The organism is Novosphingobium sp. NBM11, assembly GCF_015390225.1.
Classification (GTDB): Bacteria; Pseudomonadota; Alphaproteobacteria; order Sphingomonadales; family Sphingomonadaceae; genus Novosphingobium.
The window spans coordinates 3927502-3943324 of the sequence record NZ_VUOG01000001.1; the positions used below are offsets into that span (position 1 = coordinate 3927502).

The 15823-nt window shown below is 67.4% G+C and carries 13 protein-coding genes; 6 read left to right on the forward strand and 7 right to left on the reverse strand.

Translation table 11 applies throughout. The features are described 5' to 3' along the window. Nucleotides 1-158: 158 nt before the first annotated feature. On the reverse strand, nt 159-2369 hold the full coding sequence (locus F1640_RS19010; protein ID WP_194920742.1) for a hypothetical protein: 2211 nt from the start codon (nt 2367-2369) through the stop codon (nt 159-161). Nucleotides 2370-2440: 71 nt separating this feature from the next. Between F1640_RS19010 and F1640_RS19015 the strand changes: the two genes are divergently transcribed. From F1640_RS19015 to F1640_RS19035, 5 genes are all read left to right on the forward strand, one after another. Next, nucleotides 2441-2815 carry a hypothetical protein gene (locus F1640_RS19015; protein WP_194920744.1) on the forward strand — a complete coding sequence of 125 codons (375 nt, stop codon included), beginning with the start codon at nt 2441-2443 and terminating at the stop codon, nt 2813-2815. 145 nt (nt 2816-2960) lie between these two features. After that, nucleotides 2961-3266 carry an Hpt domain-containing protein gene (locus F1640_RS19020; RefSeq protein WP_124807665.1) on the forward strand — a complete coding sequence of 102 codons (306 nt, stop codon included), beginning with the start codon at nt 2961-2963 and terminating at the stop codon, nt 3264-3266. Nucleotides 3267-3368: 102 nt separating this feature from the next. Next, on the forward strand, nt 3369-4610 hold the full coding sequence (locus F1640_RS19025) for a hypothetical protein (RefSeq protein ID WP_194920746.1): 1242 nt from the start codon (nt 3369-3371) through the stop codon (nt 4608-4610). 10 nt (nt 4611-4620) lie between these two features. Next, on the forward strand, nt 4621-5562 hold the full coding sequence (locus tag F1640_RS19030) for a hypothetical protein (RefSeq protein WP_194920748.1): 942 nt from the start codon (nt 4621-4623) through the stop codon (nt 5560-5562). Then, nucleotides 5559-6938, forward strand: coding sequence for a HAMP domain-containing sensor histidine kinase (locus F1640_RS19035; protein ID WP_194920750.1), 1380 nt, complete (start codon nt 5559-5561; stop codon nt 6936-6938). The genes F1640_RS19030 and F1640_RS19035 overlap by 4 nt, the downstream gene beginning before the upstream one ends. A 224-nt stretch (nt 6939-7162) precedes the next feature. Here the strand turns inward: F1640_RS19035 and F1640_RS19040 are convergent, their stop codons facing one another. Both F1640_RS19040 and gltX read right to left on the reverse strand, forming a co-directional pair. Continuing rightward, the gene (locus tag F1640_RS19040) at nt 7163-8449 is read right to left on the reverse strand and encodes a citrate synthase (protein WP_124807484.1); all 1287 of its coding nucleotides are present in this window, start codon (nt 8447-8449) and stop codon (nt 7163-7165) included. A 66-nt stretch (nt 8450-8515) separates the two neighbouring features. Then, entirely contained in the window at nt 8516-9994 is a 1479-nt protein-coding gene (gene gltX, locus F1640_RS19045; protein WP_194920752.1) for a glutamate--tRNA ligase, read from the reverse strand. Between the two features lie 38 nt (nt 9995-10032). On the opposite strand from gltX, the gene F1640_RS19050 reads away from it, so the two are divergent. Beyond that, a complete protein-coding gene (locus F1640_RS19050; RefSeq protein ID WP_194920754.1) occupies nt 10033-12240 on the forward strand; it encodes a ComEC/Rec2 family competence protein in 2208 nt (735 codons plus the stop codon). Here the strand turns inward: F1640_RS19050 and lexA are convergent. From lexA to F1640_RS19070, 4 genes are all read right to left on the reverse strand, one after another. Further along, nucleotides 12234-12926, reverse strand: a complete 693-nt coding sequence (gene lexA / locus F1640_RS19055) for a transcriptional repressor LexA (protein ID WP_124807481.1) — start codon at nt 12924-12926, stop codon at nt 12234-12236. The two genes, F1640_RS19050 and lexA, sit on opposite strands and share 7 nt — an antisense overlap. Before the next feature lie 57 nt (nt 12927-12983). Then, entirely contained in the window at nt 12984-14189 is a 1206-nt protein-coding gene (locus F1640_RS19060; RefSeq protein WP_125955409.1) for a molybdopterin molybdotransferase MoeA, read from the reverse strand. Then, a complete protein-coding gene (gene moaC / locus F1640_RS19065; protein WP_194920756.1) occupies nt 14186-14677 on the reverse strand; it encodes a cyclic pyranopterin monophosphate synthase MoaC in 492 nt (163 codons plus the stop codon). Before moaC ends, F1640_RS19060 begins: the two co-directional genes overlap by 4 nt. A 394-nt stretch (nt 14678-15071) precedes the next feature. Further along, the gene (locus F1640_RS19070) at nt 15072-15764 is read right to left on the reverse strand and encodes a hypothetical protein (RefSeq protein ID WP_194920757.1); all 693 of its coding nucleotides are present in this window, start codon (nt 15762-15764) and stop codon (nt 15072-15074) included. Nucleotides 15765-15823: the final 59 nt, after the last annotated feature.

Genomic DNA, 15823 nt, shown 5'->3' on the forward strand with positions numbered 1-15823 from the left:
TACCCATACGTTTTATCGCGTTGGGAGCTACCGGTGGCCTGTTAAGGCGTAAAAAATGGGAATGGTTTACCGGCGGGTAATCGTCTCCGGTCCGGTTCTATCAGACCACACTACGTGGGCTTGGTTAAGATCGGGTTTCCACGGCGGGCGGTGGGCGTTTATCCCCGCAGCCGCTCGATGCCCTGCGCCAGCGCCACGTAGAGCTTGCCCATGTCCGAGGACAGCAGCGTCACGCCCAGCGCGTTGCCATCGCGTGTGGATAGAAGCTGGCGCAGCATCGCCTCGAAATCGTGGATGTAATGGTTCACGTTCTTGCGGAAATCGCGGTTGCGTTCGTAGTGGTTCTGGATCGCCTTGGCCTGCCCGTTGTCGATCAGGCTGACCGCGCGCCGTGTGAAGATGCCCCGGTCTCCGCGGAGATAGGCCGCCCACGCGGTTTCCGACACGTCGGTCGACAGCGCCTTGGCGATATCGATGGAGGTCGAGTTGAGCGATTCGGTGATGAGCGCCACCCGCCGGGCAAAATCGTTGTCGACCTGTTCGGTTGCGCGTTCGCGCAGGCGTTCGACGCGCGCTTCCAGATTGCCGGCCAGTTCGTCCACGCGGCTTAGCTGATCGCGCATCTGGATAACCGAATCGCGGCTCGCCTGCGTCGCGGCGTCGATCGCTTCTTCCAGCTTGCCCACCAGTTCCGCGCCGCGTCCCTGAAGCACGCGCACGATGGCCGCTCCGCTCTGGTCGCCGAGCTGGTTCGCGATTTCCTCGATTTCGCCGACGGTGCCTTCGCGCAGTTGCGAGGCGATCCCCGAAGCGACGCTGGAGAGCCGCGTGAGCACTTCGGTAAGCCGCTCGTCAACTTGCGTGGCCAGCTCCTCGCTTTCCTCGCGCGCCGTGGCGAGGATCTGGCGCAGTTCGCTGATGCTGACCTGCTGTTCGGCGGCACGGCTGAGAAAGGCTTCCTGAAACCGGCCGACGTCCTTGATCGCATCGCGCACTTCGCCGCGCGTGGCGACAATGTCTTCGGACAGGGTGCGCCCGCTGTCGCCCGCTTCGCGCAACGTGTCGCGCAGCATGAACACGCGATCCTCGATGCCTTTCAGCCCGGCTTCGGAACTGCGCAGCGCTTCGGGAAGCTGTGTGCGGGTGTGTTCGCCGCTTACCTGGATCAGTTCGAGCAGGCGAACCGCCGCCAGCGTCAGTTCCCCGATCTGCACGTCCGTTTTCGAAAGGGCCTCGCGCGATTCCGCAAGCCGCTGGTTGAGCAGACCCAGGGCCTGATCGACGGCCTGCGCGGTTTCCCCGCCCTGTTCGCCCGAGGCGCGCAGCGCCAGCGAGAACGACACCACGCGTTCGGCGATCTGATCGCAATGCGTGGCGAGCTGCCGGGTGCTCTGCATCTGTTGCCGGCGCTGTTCCTCGATCACCTGGTCCAGCTCGGCCAGCTTGGCGGCCAGCGCGTCGGCCGCTTCGGCGCCGGCGGCTTCCATTGCCTGGCGCCGCAGCAGGATGGCATCGTCGATCTCGGTCAAACGGCGCGTCAGCGCGGCGCGCTGTTCCGAAGCGGAAGCCTCGGTGCTCGCGCGCCGGCGTGCCAGTTCGTCGTCCAGCCGTCGGGCTTCCGCCTCGATCCGGGAAACCAGCGAGCGGGCGGAATCCTCGAACCCGGCCAGCCGCTCCATCGCCTGCGCCACCACCGCTTCATGATCGCGGCTGACCGCGCCCAGCGATTGCAACGTGGTATCGGCATGGGCGGCGGAGCGTTCGTACCAGGCCTTGAGCGCGTCGCTTTCGGCGGCGGCGATCTGTTCGCCAAGCCTGCCGCTTTCCTCGCGCAGCGTATCGAAGCGCAGTTGCAGGGCATCCAGCGCCTCGGCCTCGGCCGCCATCGTGGCGACGCGGTGCTGGTCCAGTTCCGTCGCGAGGTGATCGGCGCGCGCTCGGATCGCCGCCAGGGCCGCGATCTCGTCCTGATCGAGCCGCTCGCGGAATGCCTCGCCTTCAGCCGTCAGTGCGGCAAAGCGTTCGGCCGATGTTGTTTCGAGCTCGTGAGTTGCGGCCTCGAACGCGGCAAGCGCCTCGTTCACCTTGCGGCGGATCGAATCGACCTGCCGCTCGCTCGCCACGCCGAACTCGTTGAGGCGCTGGAATCCGGCAACCAGGCTTTCCAGTTCGAGATGCGCCGTGCGCCCGGCTCCGGCGATATTGTTGGTTACATCCTTCGCCGCGTTGGCGATGACCGGCAGTTGCCCCCGCAACTTCTCCATGTTGTCGAGCGCGCTGACCGAAACGGTGGCGATGCGATCGACCTGCGCGCCGTTGTCGACCACCAGTTCCTGCAACCGCGCCGCGCTGCCGGTAATGCGCTCCACCGCGATGCGCCCCAGCGCTTCCAGATCGCGGCTTTGCGAGGCAATGAAGTTTGCGCGCCAGCGAGAGTTCGGTGTTCACGCTCGTCAAACGCTGTTCGAGCCGTTGCGACTCCAGCGAAAGCCCGCGCGCGGCATCGTTGAACCGCGCGGCTTCGCGCTTGCTCAAGCGCAGGACCAGCAGCAGCGCGACAAGACACAACAGCACGGGCATCGACCATGTGGAGATCGACTGGACCCAGACGTTCAGAGCGGACGTTGCACGCAGCACGTCCAGGTTGGCCAATACGAAAAGAACGGTCCAGGCAGCTATCGCCAGGGCCGCCAGCGTGGGCGCGAGAAGGCCTGAAAACCGAGAACGGGTTGCTTCCTCGAACCATTCGCCTTCGTCGGTTTCGAACATCGGCAAGTCACTGATCGGATCGGTCAGTTCCAGCGGTTCTGTCTGATTGTCGCGCGTATCTGCAGCCGCCTCCGCTTCGGGCTGGCTGCTGTCGATCGGAATGATGCGTCCCCCACTCATGGAGCCGGCATACCACGCCGCGGGCAGCGGCATAAACCCAGTTTTAACAATGACTGTTGAATATGGCCCCAATGGCCTATCTCGGCGAAAACATCGATGCCGCGCTGGCGGCGGCTGCGGGCGACGATCCGGCCCTGTTCCTTGAACTGCGCGCGGCGTTCGTTGAGAGTGTAGAGCGCCAGCTGGACCTGCTTTCGCGTGCGCGGTGCGATGGTAACTGGCACATGGCCGCGCTGCGGCTGAAGGGCCTTTCCGCCAGTTTTCATGACACGTCGCTGATGCAACTCGCCGACGAAGCGATCGAATCCGCGCCGGGCGAACCGCGCATCCTTCGGCAAATCCGCCAGCACATCGATGGGCTCGCGCCCGAAGTCTGACGTATCACCACGGCGGACCGGCGGGCGGGGATAAGGCGGGCGGCGCGCTTGGCATAACTGCCTCCGCGCCCTACCATGGCGTCTTACAGGAGGCCGGAGAGCGTGCGGGTCGCATTGCTATCGCTGATGGATGCAGCGGCGGAAGAACCGTCGGGGCTGCGCGGGCACCTGCCGATCGGCGGGCGTTCGGTGTTGCGCCATCAGGTGGGCCTGGCGCTGGCCTTCGGATGCGCGCGCATCGTCGTGCAGGCAGAGGCTTTGACCGGCGAACTCGTGGCGCTTCAGCACGTGGCTGAGAGCGCTGGCGCCCGGTTTCATGTCATCCCCACGGGGCGGGCGCTGGTGCCGCTGGTTTCGCCCGAGGACGAACTGCTCGTGCTGGCCGATGGGCTGCTTGCCGTGCCAGAGGATGCCCTGCGCCTCCTCAACGACGGACCGGTGATCCTGACCATGCCGGTCGAAACGGGATTGGCCGCCGGGTTCGAACGGATCGATATCAACCACGCCAGCGCCGGCGCCATGCGATTGCCCGGGCGCGTTGTGGCGGGGCTGGGCGAATTGCCGCCCGAATGGAGCCCGGCCTCCGCCTTGCTGCGAATCGCGGTGCAGGCTGGCGTACCACAGCGCGATATTCCCTTTGCGTTCATCGATCAGGGACGGTGGCGCCTTATCCGCAGCGAGGATGAAGCACACCGGGCCGAGCCGGGCTGGCTGCGGCTCCACACCATCGGTGCGCACCGCCGTTCGCCGGGCGAAATGCTGGCCGGCATCGCCGTGCAGAAGATCGGCCCCGCGCTGCTGCACGCCGGCACCCGGCCTTATATCGTCACCATAGCCTCGTTCGCGCTGGGCGTGCTGGGCGTCGGCGCGGGCTGGTTCGGCAGCGCGACGATCGGCTTTGCCCTGCTGGCGCTCTGCTGGCTCGTGGCCGAATGCGCCGCGCTGCTCGCTCGCGTGGAGCGGGCATCGCTGCTGGCATCGGCCCGCATGGCGCCGACCGGGGCCGCGTTCGCGTTGCTGCTCGATGCGGGCTTTGTTGCGCTTTGCGCGTGGCGGTCCGAACTGGCGGATATTTCGGGTGTGGCGGCGGCGCTGCGCCTGTTCGCCCCGCTGGTCCTGGTGTTGACGTTGCGGCTTGTGCCCGCGGTCTGCGCGGCCCGCGACTGGACATCGTGGCTGAGCGACCGCTTTCTGTGCGGCATCGGTCTGGCGGTGCTCAGCGCGATCGGGCCATTCGACGCCGTGCTTCGGATGGTCGTGCTGGCCCTGCTGGCGGGAACGCTGCTTGATGCCAGCGCTGTCGGCCGCCGTACCGCTAACGCCGCATCAACCATTCGGGAATAAAAGATTTCCGATGATGGACCCCGTGGTTCCCGCAGTCGCTTCCGGAGCGATGGAGGACGTGCTGGCCACGCGGCTGGCGGCGGAGGAGCGCGCGTATGCGGGGGCCGGACTAGTCCTGCAATATCTCCTCCACAACGGGCTGGGGACGATCTTCGATGACGAAATTCTGGCCCGCGTGCGCGGCATGCTGGCGGACTGCGCCCGCCAGCTTGCCGCCGCCCTGATCGGGCCGGATCGCGCCAGCCACCATGGCGAAGCGACGGTGGATGCGCTGATTGCCGGGCTGGCGGAACAGCCGGCAGTCCTCGAACATCTTCATGCTCTTGCGCTCGAATGGCGTCTTGCGTTGCGGCTGCGGGATAGGGCCGCGCTCGATCCGGCATTGTCGCCGTTGATCCAGGAGCAGATCGGCGCTGCCAACCCATCGGTTTCGACGCTGGCGGTGAACCTGATGGCGGCGCAGGCGCGCTTCTGCCAGCAGCAGCGGCGGATGCAGTTGCCGCTGATGGAATTGCCCGGCGATGTGCTGAACCGCGCGATCCGCGTGATGCAGGGCGTGGCTCGCGAAGCCGATGCCGATGCGGTGCAGGCGGAACGGATCGTGCGCACCGGACTGGACGAAAAGCGCAGCCGTCTGGCTCTGCTGCGCCGCTCGGTGGCGGCACTGGGCGAGCGCGCCGGCGTTTCGCTGGTGCTGGCCCATGCGGGCGCGGCGCTGTTCGTTACGGCGCTGGCGCTGGGCGCAGGATGCTCGCGCGAAGCCGCCGTTTTCGCCACCGCCGAAGGGCATGAGACCCGGCTGCTGCTGGGGTTGATCGCCTGCGGGCTGGAGGAAAGCGCGATCGCGGCGCAATTCCTGGCGGTGCATCCGGGCGGAACGGTTCCAGAGGGCCTTGGCCTTGTCGCACCCGAACGCGCGGCGGCGCTGCTGTCCGGGTACGAACGTTCATGAAGGCGCTCGATCTGGCTCACGGCGTCAGCGATCCCGACGACCGGCTCATCGATGCCAGCGAAGTGCTGGCGGACTGGCAACGGCGCTGCGGGGGCGAACTGCTCGGCGTGATCGCGATCCCGGCTCTGCTCGAACTGGTGCGGTCGGCGCGGCGGGCCGGCACGCCGCTCGCGCGCACGATAACGTTCTTGGACGAAACGCGGGCGCTGTCCACGTGGGCCGCGGTAACGCCCGAAGCGGACGGGACGCGGATCGAACTCAGCCGGTGGCGGACGTCCGCCGTGGAGGACGGCGGCGCGGACGCGCCCGGAGCGGCGGCGCTGGTCCGGCAGATCGCGGAAGCGCAAGTGCTGCTGGATGCCGAACAGCGCGTGGTCTCGGTCGACGCCATGGCCGCCGACCTTGCCGGCATGGCTGCAGCCATGCGCGAAGGAATCGGCCGGCGCTGGACCGAGTTCGTGAATCTGGCGGAGTTGGAGCATCACCAGAGCGCGCTGCACTGGCGCCTGCTGGACGATGCGGCGGTGGGAATCGACGGATCGGTCCGGCCCTGGCGCGCGCGGCTCTTCCCGATGGGGGATGCCGGCTTCGAACTGCTGCTGGTGCCGGACGGGATCGGCATCGTACCGCATGAAAGCGTAGCGCCTTCACCCCAGGCACCGGACGCGGCGAGCTGGAACGGCATCATCGGCCGCGAACTGGCGCCGGCGCTGCGGCAGCCGATCAACCGCATCATCGCCAACGCCGAAACGATCCGCACGCGCCTCGCCGGGCCGCTGTCGGACGAATACAGCACCTATGCCGGGGATATCGCCGAGGCGGGCCGCCATCTGCTGGGGCTGATCGAGGATCTGGCTGATCTGGAAGCCGTGGAGGCGGAGGGTTTCAAACCTGCGCCCGATCGGATCGATCTGGCCGATTGCGCGCGGCGCGCGGCGGGTATCCTGTCGGTGCGGGCGCAGGAGCGCGCGATAAGGCTGGCGACGCCCGCGGAAGAGGCGCGGACCCCCGCGATCGGTGAGTTCCGGCGCGTGCTTCAGATCCTGATAAACCTGTTGAACAACGCCATCCGCTACACGCCGGGCAGTTCCACCGTCACGCTGACCTGCTGGACTGATGGCGTGCGCGCGTGGCTGTGCGTTGCCGACGAAGGGCAGGGGTTGACGCAGGAGCAGGTGGACCGGCTGTTCGCCAAGTTCGAACGGCTGGGCCGATCGGGCGACGGCGGAACCGGGCTTGGCCTCTATATCTCGCGGCGATTGGCGCGCGCGATGGGGGGAGACCTGTCGGTGGAGGCGACGCCGGGGCAGGGCGCGCGGTTCGTGCTGGAACTGCCGGCCGATACGAACACCGAAATGGGCGTGTCGGAAATCTGAAAGGGGTCTAACCCCGCCTGCGCGAGGCTCGCCATAGGGCGCCGACGCCCAGCAGGGCGAGCAGCGCGCCTTTCCATACCCATTCGCGTTGATCCAGCATGAAGCTGGAGGCGGGCCACAAGATGAGGCCGGTTCCCCTGGCCCATCCACAGCCCGCCCATCAGGACGGCGGCGATGCCGAAAATCCGCAGGATTATTCTGAGCATCGCCGCCGCTCCCGAAGCTTAGCGCTGGTTCAGCGGGATGTAGTCGCGCTGCGTCGGCCCGGTGTAGAGCTGGCGCGGACGACCGATCTTCTGGCCGGGGTCGGAGATCATTTCGTTCCACTGCGCCACCCAGCCCACGGTGCGGGCCAGAGCGAACAGCACGGTGAACATCGTGGTCGGGAAGCCGATCGCTGACAGGATGATGCCCGAATAGAAGTCCACGTTCGGGAACAGCTTCTTCTCGATGAAGTAGGGATCGCTGAGCGCGATCTCTTCGAGGCGAAGCGCGGTTTCGAACAGCGGATCGTTCACCTTCAGCGCCGAGAACACCTCGCGCACCGTCTGCTGCATCACGGTCGCGCGCGGATCGTAGTTCTTGTACACGCGGTGGCCGAAGCCCATCAGGCGGAACGGATCGTTCTTGTCCTTGGCGCGCTCGATGTAGTGCGGGATCTTGTCGGGCGTGCCGATTTCCTTGAGCATGTTCAGCGCGGCTTCGTTCGCGCCGCCATGCGCCGGCCCCCACAGGCAGGCGATGCCCGCCGCCATGCACGCGAACGGGTTAGCGCCCGACGATCCGGCAAGGCGCACGGTCGAGGTGGAGGCGTTCTGTTCGTGATCGGCATGGAGGATGAAGATGCGGTCCATCGCCCGTTCCACTTCGGGCACGACTTCGTATTCCTCGGCGGGCACGCCGAAGGTCATGCGCAGGAAGTTGCCGGTGTAGGACAGTTCGTTCTTCGGATAGAGGAACGGCTGGCCGACCGAATACTTGTAGGCCATGGCCGCGATCGTCGGCATCTTGGCGATCAGGCGGTGCGAGCTGATCTTGCGGTGCTGCGGATCGGCGATGTCGGTGGAGTCATGGTAGAATGCCGAAAGCGCGCCGACCACGCCGCACATGATCGCCATGGGGTGCGCATCGCGACGGAAGCCGCGATAGAACGTGCTGAGCTGTTCATGCACCATGGTGTGGCGGCTGATCGTGCGGGTGAACTCGGCAAGTTCATCCTGGTTCGGCAGTTCGCCATTCAGCAGCAGGTAGCTGACTTCCATGAACGAGGAGTGTTCGGCAAGCTGGCCGATGGGATAGCCGCGGTGCAGCAGCACGCCTTCATCGCCATCGATATAGGTGATCGCGGAATCGCAGCTCGCGGTGGAGGTGAAGCCGGGATCGTAGGTGAACAGGCCGGTTTGCCCGTAGAGCTTGCGGATATCGACCACATCCGGCCCGATGGTGCCGCTGCGGACCGGCATTTCGACAGTCTTGCCGTCCGCGCTCAAAGTAGCCTGGTTTTCGCTCACGCTAAGCCCTCCTGATCTGGGTTGTGCCGTGGGAGATACGGCAAGGAGATTAGAAAACGAACTGGTTCATGCGGATTGGTCCCGGAGTCGCGCAAGCGCTTCCTCCTTGCCCAGCAAGACCAGCACGTCGAATATGCCCGGCGAGGTTGTCTGACCCGTCAACGCTGCGCGTAACGGCTGGGCAAGCTTGCCCAGTCCTACTCCCAGCTCCTCTGCCATGGCCTTGAGACTGGCCTCCAGCGTGGAGGTTGTCCAGTCGCATTCCGCATCGATCCTGGAGATGATCGCTGCGAGAATGGTGCGTGCATCGTCCGTCAGCAGGCTCTGCGCTTTCGCGTCGAGCGGCAGCGGACGCTGCGAGAACAGGAACACGGCGCCCTGCGCCAGTTCGTTGAGATCGGCCGCGCGTACCTTGAGCACGGGCATCGCCTGCTCCAGCAGCGCCATGTCCCGCGCGTCGTCGAACGCGGGGGCCAACGGCTTGAGCCGGGAAGCGACCAGACCCGCCAGCCGCGCATCATCGGCTTCGCGCAGGTAGTGGCCGTTGAGATTGAGCAGCTTCTTGAAATCGAACCGCGATGCGCCCTTGCCGACATGGCCGATATCGAACCATTCGACCGCCTGATCGCGGGAGATGATCTCCTCGTCGCCATGGCCCCAGCCAAGGCGCAGCAGATAGTTGAACACCGCTTCGGGCAGCAGCCCCATCTCGTCGCGATAGGCGTCCACGCCCAGCGCGCCGTGCCGCTTGGAAAGCTTGGCCCCGTCCGCGCCGTGGATCAGCGGAATGTGGGCATAGGCCGGGTCCGGCCAGCCGCCCTCGATCGCGTGCATACCGCGAATGATCACGAGCTGGCGGAAGGCGTTGTTGATGTGATCGTCGCCCCGGATAACGTGCGTCACGCCCATGTCGTGATCGTCGACCACGACCGCGAGCATGTAGGTCGGCGTTCCGTCCGAGCGCAGCAGGATGAAATCGTCGATCTCGCTGTTGCTGACCGTGATTTCGCCCTGCACCAGGTCGGTGATGACCGTCTGTCCTTCGCGTGGGGCCTTGATCCGGACGACATAGGGCTGGCCCGCAGGCCAGGTCGCGGGATCGGCGTCGCGCCATTCGCTGTCGATGCGGAACGGGCGGCGTTCTTCCTGCGCCTTGGCGCGGCGCGCGGCCAGCTCTTCCTGCGTCAGGTAGCAGCGATAGGCATGGCCGGCCGCGAGCAGCGCATGCGCCACTTCGGCGTGCCGTTCCGAGCGGGCGAACTGGAACACGGCCGGTTCGTCACCGGTAAGGCCCAGCCATTCCAGCCCGTCGAAGATCGCGTCGATCGCCGCGTCGGTGGAGCGGGCGCGATCGGTGTCCTCGATCCGCAGCAGGTACGTGCCGCCGTGGTGGCGGGCGAACAACCAGTTGAAAAGCGCGGTCCTGGCGCCGCCGATATGCAGGAACCCGGTCGGCGAGGGAGCAAAGCGCGTAACAACGCCGGAGCGTTCCTGGCCGGCTCTGGCGGCCGATTGTGCGGAAACGGTTTCAGTGGCGCTTGCCATCGGCCGCGCGGTCCTTCCTATTGCATTCCATGGCGTCCATGGCCGCAGTCGAAACTGAGGCTGAACCGGCGGTGAATCTGCCGGTGGAACCGGCGCGGCATTGGGCCAATTATCGGCGCTTGTCCAGCATACTTCCGTCGAGCAACGCATTCCTCGCCGCCCGCCCATTCGAGCGTGCGCCATGGCTTGCGGTCGCGTTCCTGACGGGAATCGCAAGCTGGCTGGAACTGGACGGGCCATGGCAGTGGATGGCGCTTCTCGCCGCCTGTGCGGCGGTGGCGGCGCTGGCCCTGGCGATCCCGCGCGAGGGTTCGCTGGACTACGTTCGGCTTGCCGCGCTTTCTCTGCCGCTCATGGTGGCGGCAGGTTGCGTGACGGTGTGGAGCAAGTCCGCGCTCGTCGGAAAGTCGGGGGTGGGCCATCCGACCTTCGGCTGGGTGGAGGGGCGCATTCTTGACCGGCAGGAGGAAAGTGCGCGGGGGCGGGTGCGCCTCCTCGTCGACGCGCGGATCGAAGGCGTACCCGGTGCGATGCGGGTGCGCGTGAACCTGCCGCTGGAAGAGGACAGGCCCGGTCTTGCCGAAGGCGCCACGGTGCGGCTGCGGGCGCGCCTGATGCCGCCCGCTCCGCCGATGCTGCCGGGCGGATACGACTTCGCCCGGGCCGCGTGGTTCCAGGGCCTTGCCGCGACCGGCAGCGTGGTCGGGCCGGTCGATGTGCTGGCCCCGCCTGACGGGGGAGGGCTGCTGCGCCGCTGGCAGCAACACCTGGCCGATCACATTCGCGCCCGTCTCGCCGGATCGCCCGGTTCGATCGCGGCCGCACTGGCAAGCGGCGATCGGGGCAGCATCGCGCCGACCGACGAGGACGCGATGCGCGATGCCGGGCTGACGCATCTGCTTTCGATCAGCGGCCTGCATGTCAGTGCGGTGATCGCGGCGGTCTATGTCCTGACCGTGCGCCTGTTCGCCTTGTTTCCCTTCGTGGCGCTGCGCGTGCGCCTGCCGATCGTCGCGGCGGCGGCGGGGGCGCTGGCGGGCATTGCCTATACCCTGCTGACGGGATCGGAAGTGCCGACGGTGCGATCGTGCATCGGCGCCTTGCTGGTGCTGGCGGCGCTGGCGCTGGGGCGCGATCCGCTGTCGCTGCGGATGCTGGCGGTGGCGGCGTTCTTCGTCATGGTGTTCTGGCCCGAGGCCGTGTTCGGGCCGAGCTTCCAGATGAGCTTCGCCTCGGTGATCGCGATCATCGCGTTCCACGGTTCCGCGCCGGCCAAGCGCTTCCTGGCCGCGCGCGAGGAAGGGGTACTGCTTCGCCTGGGGCGGCATCTCGTGATGCTGCTCGCGACGGGACTCGTGATCGAACTGGCGCTGATGCCGATCGGGCTGTTCCATTTCCACCGCGCCGGCATCTACGGCGCGGCGGCCAACGTCGTGGCCATTCCGCTCACCACGTTCGTGACCATGCCGCTGATCGCGCTGGCGCTGGTGCTGGACGTGGTGGGGGCAGGCGGGCCGGCGTGGTGGCTGACGGGCAAGTCGCTCGAACTCCTGCTGTGGCTGGCGCACGTGACGGCGGGGCAGCCCGGCGCGGTGACGTTGATGCCGTCGATGCCGCCCGGGGTGTTCGCGCTGTTCGTTACCGGCGGGCTGTGGCTGGCGCTGTGGACCGGACCGGTGCGCCTGTGGGGGCTTGTTCCGGCAGCGGTGGCCGCGCTGGTCTTTGCCACCATGCGCCCGCCCGACATCCTGGTATCGGGCGATGGCCGTCACGTGGGCGTGACCGGAGAAGGGCCGGAACTGCTGGTGCTGCGCCAGACGCGCGGGGACTATACCCGCGAAAACCTGCTGGAAATGGCCGGGATGGAGGGGAACGTCCGCCCGCTCGACACCTGGCCCGCTGCGGTCTGCAACGCCGACTTCTGCCGGATCGCGCTGAAGCGGGGCGGGCGTTCGTTCGCGGTGCTGATGGCGCGCGGGCAGAATCTGGTGGAGATCGGGGAGTTGAAACGGGCCTGCGCAGCGGCCGACATTGTCATCGCAGATCGCCGCTTACCACGCACCTGCCTGCCCAGGATGCTGAAAGCGGACCGGGCCTTGCTGGCACGGACCGGCGGGCTCGCCATCGATCTTGCCGCTGGCACCGTGCGCACCGTGGCCGAGACGCAGGGGCACCACGGCTGGTATCGCTGGCGGGCGACGCGCCGGCCGGAAGCCGCCCCGTCGCCCGCTTCAACGGATCAGTGATAGCGGCGCAGCAGCCCCGCCAGCTTTCCCTGCACCTGCACTTCATCGGGACGGTAGTATTGCGGATCGTAGGCTGCGTTGGCCGGATCGAGCCGGATCATGCCCTTTTCGCGGCGCAGGTACTTGAGCGTCGCTTCCTCGCCCCGGATCAGCGCCACCACGATTTCGCCATCGCGGGCGATGTCCGTGCGGCGGACCAGCGCGAAATCGCCATCGAAAATCCCGGCATCGACCATCGAATCCCCGGACACTTCCAGCGCGTAATGCTCACCCGCGCCCAGCAGGGCTGCGGGCACCGGCAGTACGCTGGAGCCTTCCAGCGCCTCGATCGGGGCACCGGCGGCGATGCGGCCGTGCAGCGGCACTTCGATGACGTCGTTGGCCGGCGCCGGTGCGGTCTTCGGCGGGCTGCGCAGCGGCACGACCACATCGTTGGCGGGAGCCGTGCGCGACGCGGCCTTGGTGGTTGCGCTGTCCGGCTGGCGCAGCACTTCCAGAGCGCGGGCGCGGTTGGGTAGCCGACGGATGAAGCCGCGTTCCTCCAGCGCTGAAATCAGCCGGTGGACGCCCGATTTCGATTTGAGATCGAGAGCTTCCTTCATTTCCTCGAACGAGGGGGAAATGCCGGACTCCTCAAGCCGGAGCTGGATGAAAGTCAGCAGTTCGTGCTGCTTGCGCGTCAGCATTGCGCGTCACTCCATAGTGAACGAATGCGGAACGAATAAGCAACTAAAACGCACCCGTCAAGCAATTCCGCCATTTTCCAGCAAATAGACCGGAACATCCGTTCCCGCTGGCGTCAATGGCGCGCGGGCTTCGCGCCGGACCAGCGCGTTGCTGCGCGCGAGCGACGACAGCGCACCGGAATCCTGCAGGGGATCGAGCGTCACGCTGGCACCGTCCCAGCGGGCGCGCAGGAATTCGGTACGTCCGCCGCCCGCCGGCATATCCTGCGCGAGGCGAGCCGGAATCAGGCGCGGCAGCGTTTCCGCCGCACCCAGCGCGGCCCGGAGGAGCGGCAGCAGGAACAGGTAGCCGGTCACGAAGGCGGCGGCGGGATTGCCGGGCAGGCCCAGGATCACCTGTCTGCCGCGTTGCGCCACCATCAGTGGCTTGCCCGGCTTGATCGCGACCCGCCAGAAATCGAGCGTCGCGCCGGTGGCCTCGATTGCCGGGCGGACCAGATCGTGATCGCCCACCGAAGCGCCGCCGCTGGTAACCACCACATCGGCATCGCGCACGCGGTCCAGCGCGGCGGCCAGGTCGTCGAGCCGGTCGGGGATCGGCCCGATGCGATCGGTCACGACCTGGCAGGCAGCCGCCAGCGCCGCCAGCATCGGGCCGTTGCTGGCGGGAATCTGGTGCGGCGCGAGCGGGGTGCCGGGGGCGACCAGTTCATCGCCGCAATCGATGACGGCCAGTTTCACCGGCCGGCGCACGGCAAGGTAATGGTGCCCGGCGGCAACGGCGAGCGCGATCTGCGCCGCGCCCATGTGTTGCCCTGCCGGCAGCAAGGGGGCATCGAGGCTGAAATCCATGCCACGCGGACGGATGTGCTTGTCACGGGGCACGGGCGGTTCGCCCGTCAGGTGCAGGCTGTCGTCCTCGCGCGTGGCGTCTTCCTGGATCAGCACCATGTCCGCGCCGTCGGGAACCACGGCGCCGGTGCTGATCCGCACCGCCTGTCCGGGCGCGACCGTGCCATCGAACGGATGGCCAGCGGCGCTTTCGCCCGCCACGGTCCACGGGCCGGGCAGGTCGGCCGCGCGCAGGGCGTATCCGTCCATGGCGGAGAGCGCGGCCTCGGGCTGGTTGCGCCGAGCGGTGAGCGGCTGGGCAAGATGGAAGCCCAGGCATTCGGCGGCGGGGCGACGTTCCACCGGCAGCGCGGGGGCCAGCGCGAGCAGGCGCCGCTGCGCCTCCTCCAGCGGTAACGGTGGGGTTTTCATGCCTGGTCTTGCCGCTCTTCGTCCGCGCGCCACGTGCCCGACTTGCCGCCGCGCTTTTCGATCAGGCGGACCTGTTCGATCACCATGCCTTTGTCCAGCGCCTTGGCCATGTCGTAGATGGTCAGCAGCGCGATCGAGACGGCGGTCAGCGCTTCCATTTCCACGCCAGTCCGGCCGGTGAGCGAGGCAGTGGCAGTCACCTCCACGCCATCGGGCACGAAGGCGAACTCCACTGCGACCGCATCGAGCGCAAGCGGATGGCACAGGGGGATGAGCTCGCCCGTCTTCTTCGCCGCCATGATCCCGCCGATCCGCGCTGCCGCCAGAACGTCGCCCTTTGGCGCATCGCCCTCGCGGATGGCGGCAAGCGTGGCCGGCGTCATGCGGATGCGGCCCTGCGCGATGGCGACGCGCGCCGTTTCCGCCTTGCCGCCGACATCGACCATGCGCGCATGGCCTTGTGAATCGAGATGCGTAAGCCCGCTCATGCGGAGCAATCTTGCGAAGTTGACAAAGTTGACACGGTCCATGGCGAAGGAACACGGGGTGGGCACGGGCCGGTAAAGACCGCGCCGCGACAAAAGGAAAAGCAGGCTGTCATGCCGTGGTCATGCCAGAGGATCGCGGCTTAGGACAGGGGGTTAGGGGCCGATCAGTGCCGCGTGGTCCGTTCGTCATTGCGAGCGGAAGCGAAGCAATCCAGAGCCGCGCGTGCTGCCCGGGATTGCCGCGGGGCTGCGCCCCTCGCAATGACGACAGGGTGGCCGTCCAACCCTACCAGTCGCGCCAGCCGTCGATTTCCTCCAGCAGCCGCTTCTGCCCGGCAAGCCGGGCCATCTCGGCGAGAGCGGCGCGGATGTCCGTCGCGCTCCGCCGTGCCGATCATGCCGCCGATGCGGTGATCGCATGGTTGAACCACGCCACGCAGCGCTTGAAGATCGCGCGGGCGGCGGGCTTGCGCGGCTTCGGCGCCAGTGCGGAGAGTTCGGCGCAGGCCAGCAGCAGCGCCCGGCGCGCGCCGGCCACGAACGCGGGCGGCAGCCCCGTATCGGCCGCGCTCCAGCCTGCCAGCGGCGTTTCGGCACGCAAGCGGTCCCACGTCAGCCCGGCCATCCGGGCGGCGAAGCGGGTGCGGGCGGCGGCTGCTTCCGCCTTTTCGGCGATCTGTTCGCGCGCGACTTCATCGCGCAAGGCATCGCGATCATGCGCCCAGCGCCATTCGCCCTCGGCAGCCTCGCTCGCGCTGGCGAGCGAGGTGCCATAGCGCGCGCCGATGCCATAGCAGGCGATGGCTTCGGCATGGGCTCGGTCTTGAGCCGACAACGGCGTTTCGCCCAGCAGCATCGGTTCGCGCAGGATGCCGCAGGCGGCGGTCTCGGCGAGCGATGGGCGCGCGGTCCAGATCCCGTCCAGGACAAGAATCACGATTATCGGGGGGCTGGCACCGATCACGCGCAATGCGGCCCATCGCCCGGTTTCGGCCGGCGAAAAGCGCGTGAACGGAGCGGTGCGGAAGGAAAGGACCGTGCCGGCGGCGGGCAGAACGCGGCGCGATCCCCGCAAGACTGCCTTCATGCCACCTTTCACCTTGCCGCCCGTGCCGTTGGGACGGGATCGCCCCTACTGCCGTGCCG

What these genes read in the sequence shown, in the direction of transcription:
- F1640_RS19035 (WP_194920750.1), top strand. Translation starts at nt 5,559, where the DNA reads ATGAAGGCGCTCGATCTGGCTCACGGCGTCAGCGATCCCGACGACCGG.
- F1640_RS19070 (WP_194920757.1), bottom strand. Translation starts at nt 15,764, where the DNA reads ATGAAGGCAGTCTTGCGGGGATCGCGCCGCGTTCTGCCCGCCGCCGGC.
- lexA (WP_124807481.1), bottom strand. Translation starts at nt 12,926, where the DNA reads ATGCTGACGCGCAAGCAGCACGAACTGCTGACTTTCATCCAGCTCCGG.
- F1640_RS19020 (WP_124807665.1), top strand. Translation starts at nt 2,961, where the DNA reads ATGGCCTATCTCGGCGAAAACATCGATGCCGCGCTGGCGGCGGCTGCG.
- F1640_RS19060 (WP_125955409.1), bottom strand. Translation starts at nt 14,189, where the DNA reads ATGAAAACCCCACCGTTACCGCTGGAGGAGGCGCAGCGGCGCCTGCTC.
- F1640_RS19050 (WP_194920754.1), top strand. Translation starts at nt 10,033, where the DNA reads ATGGCCGCAGTCGAAACTGAGGCTGAACCGGCGGTGAATCTGCCGGTG.
- moaC (WP_194920756.1), bottom strand. Translation starts at nt 14,677, where the DNA reads ATGAGCGGGCTTACGCATCTCGATTCACAAGGCCATGCGCGCATGGTC.
- F1640_RS19030 (WP_194920748.1), top strand. Translation starts at nt 4,621, where the DNA reads ATGATGGACCCCGTGGTTCCCGCAGTCGCTTCCGGAGCGATGGAGGAC.
- gltX (WP_194920752.1), bottom strand. Translation starts at nt 9,994, where the DNA reads ATGGCAAGCGCCACTGAAACCGTTTCCGCACAATCGGCCGCCAGAGCC.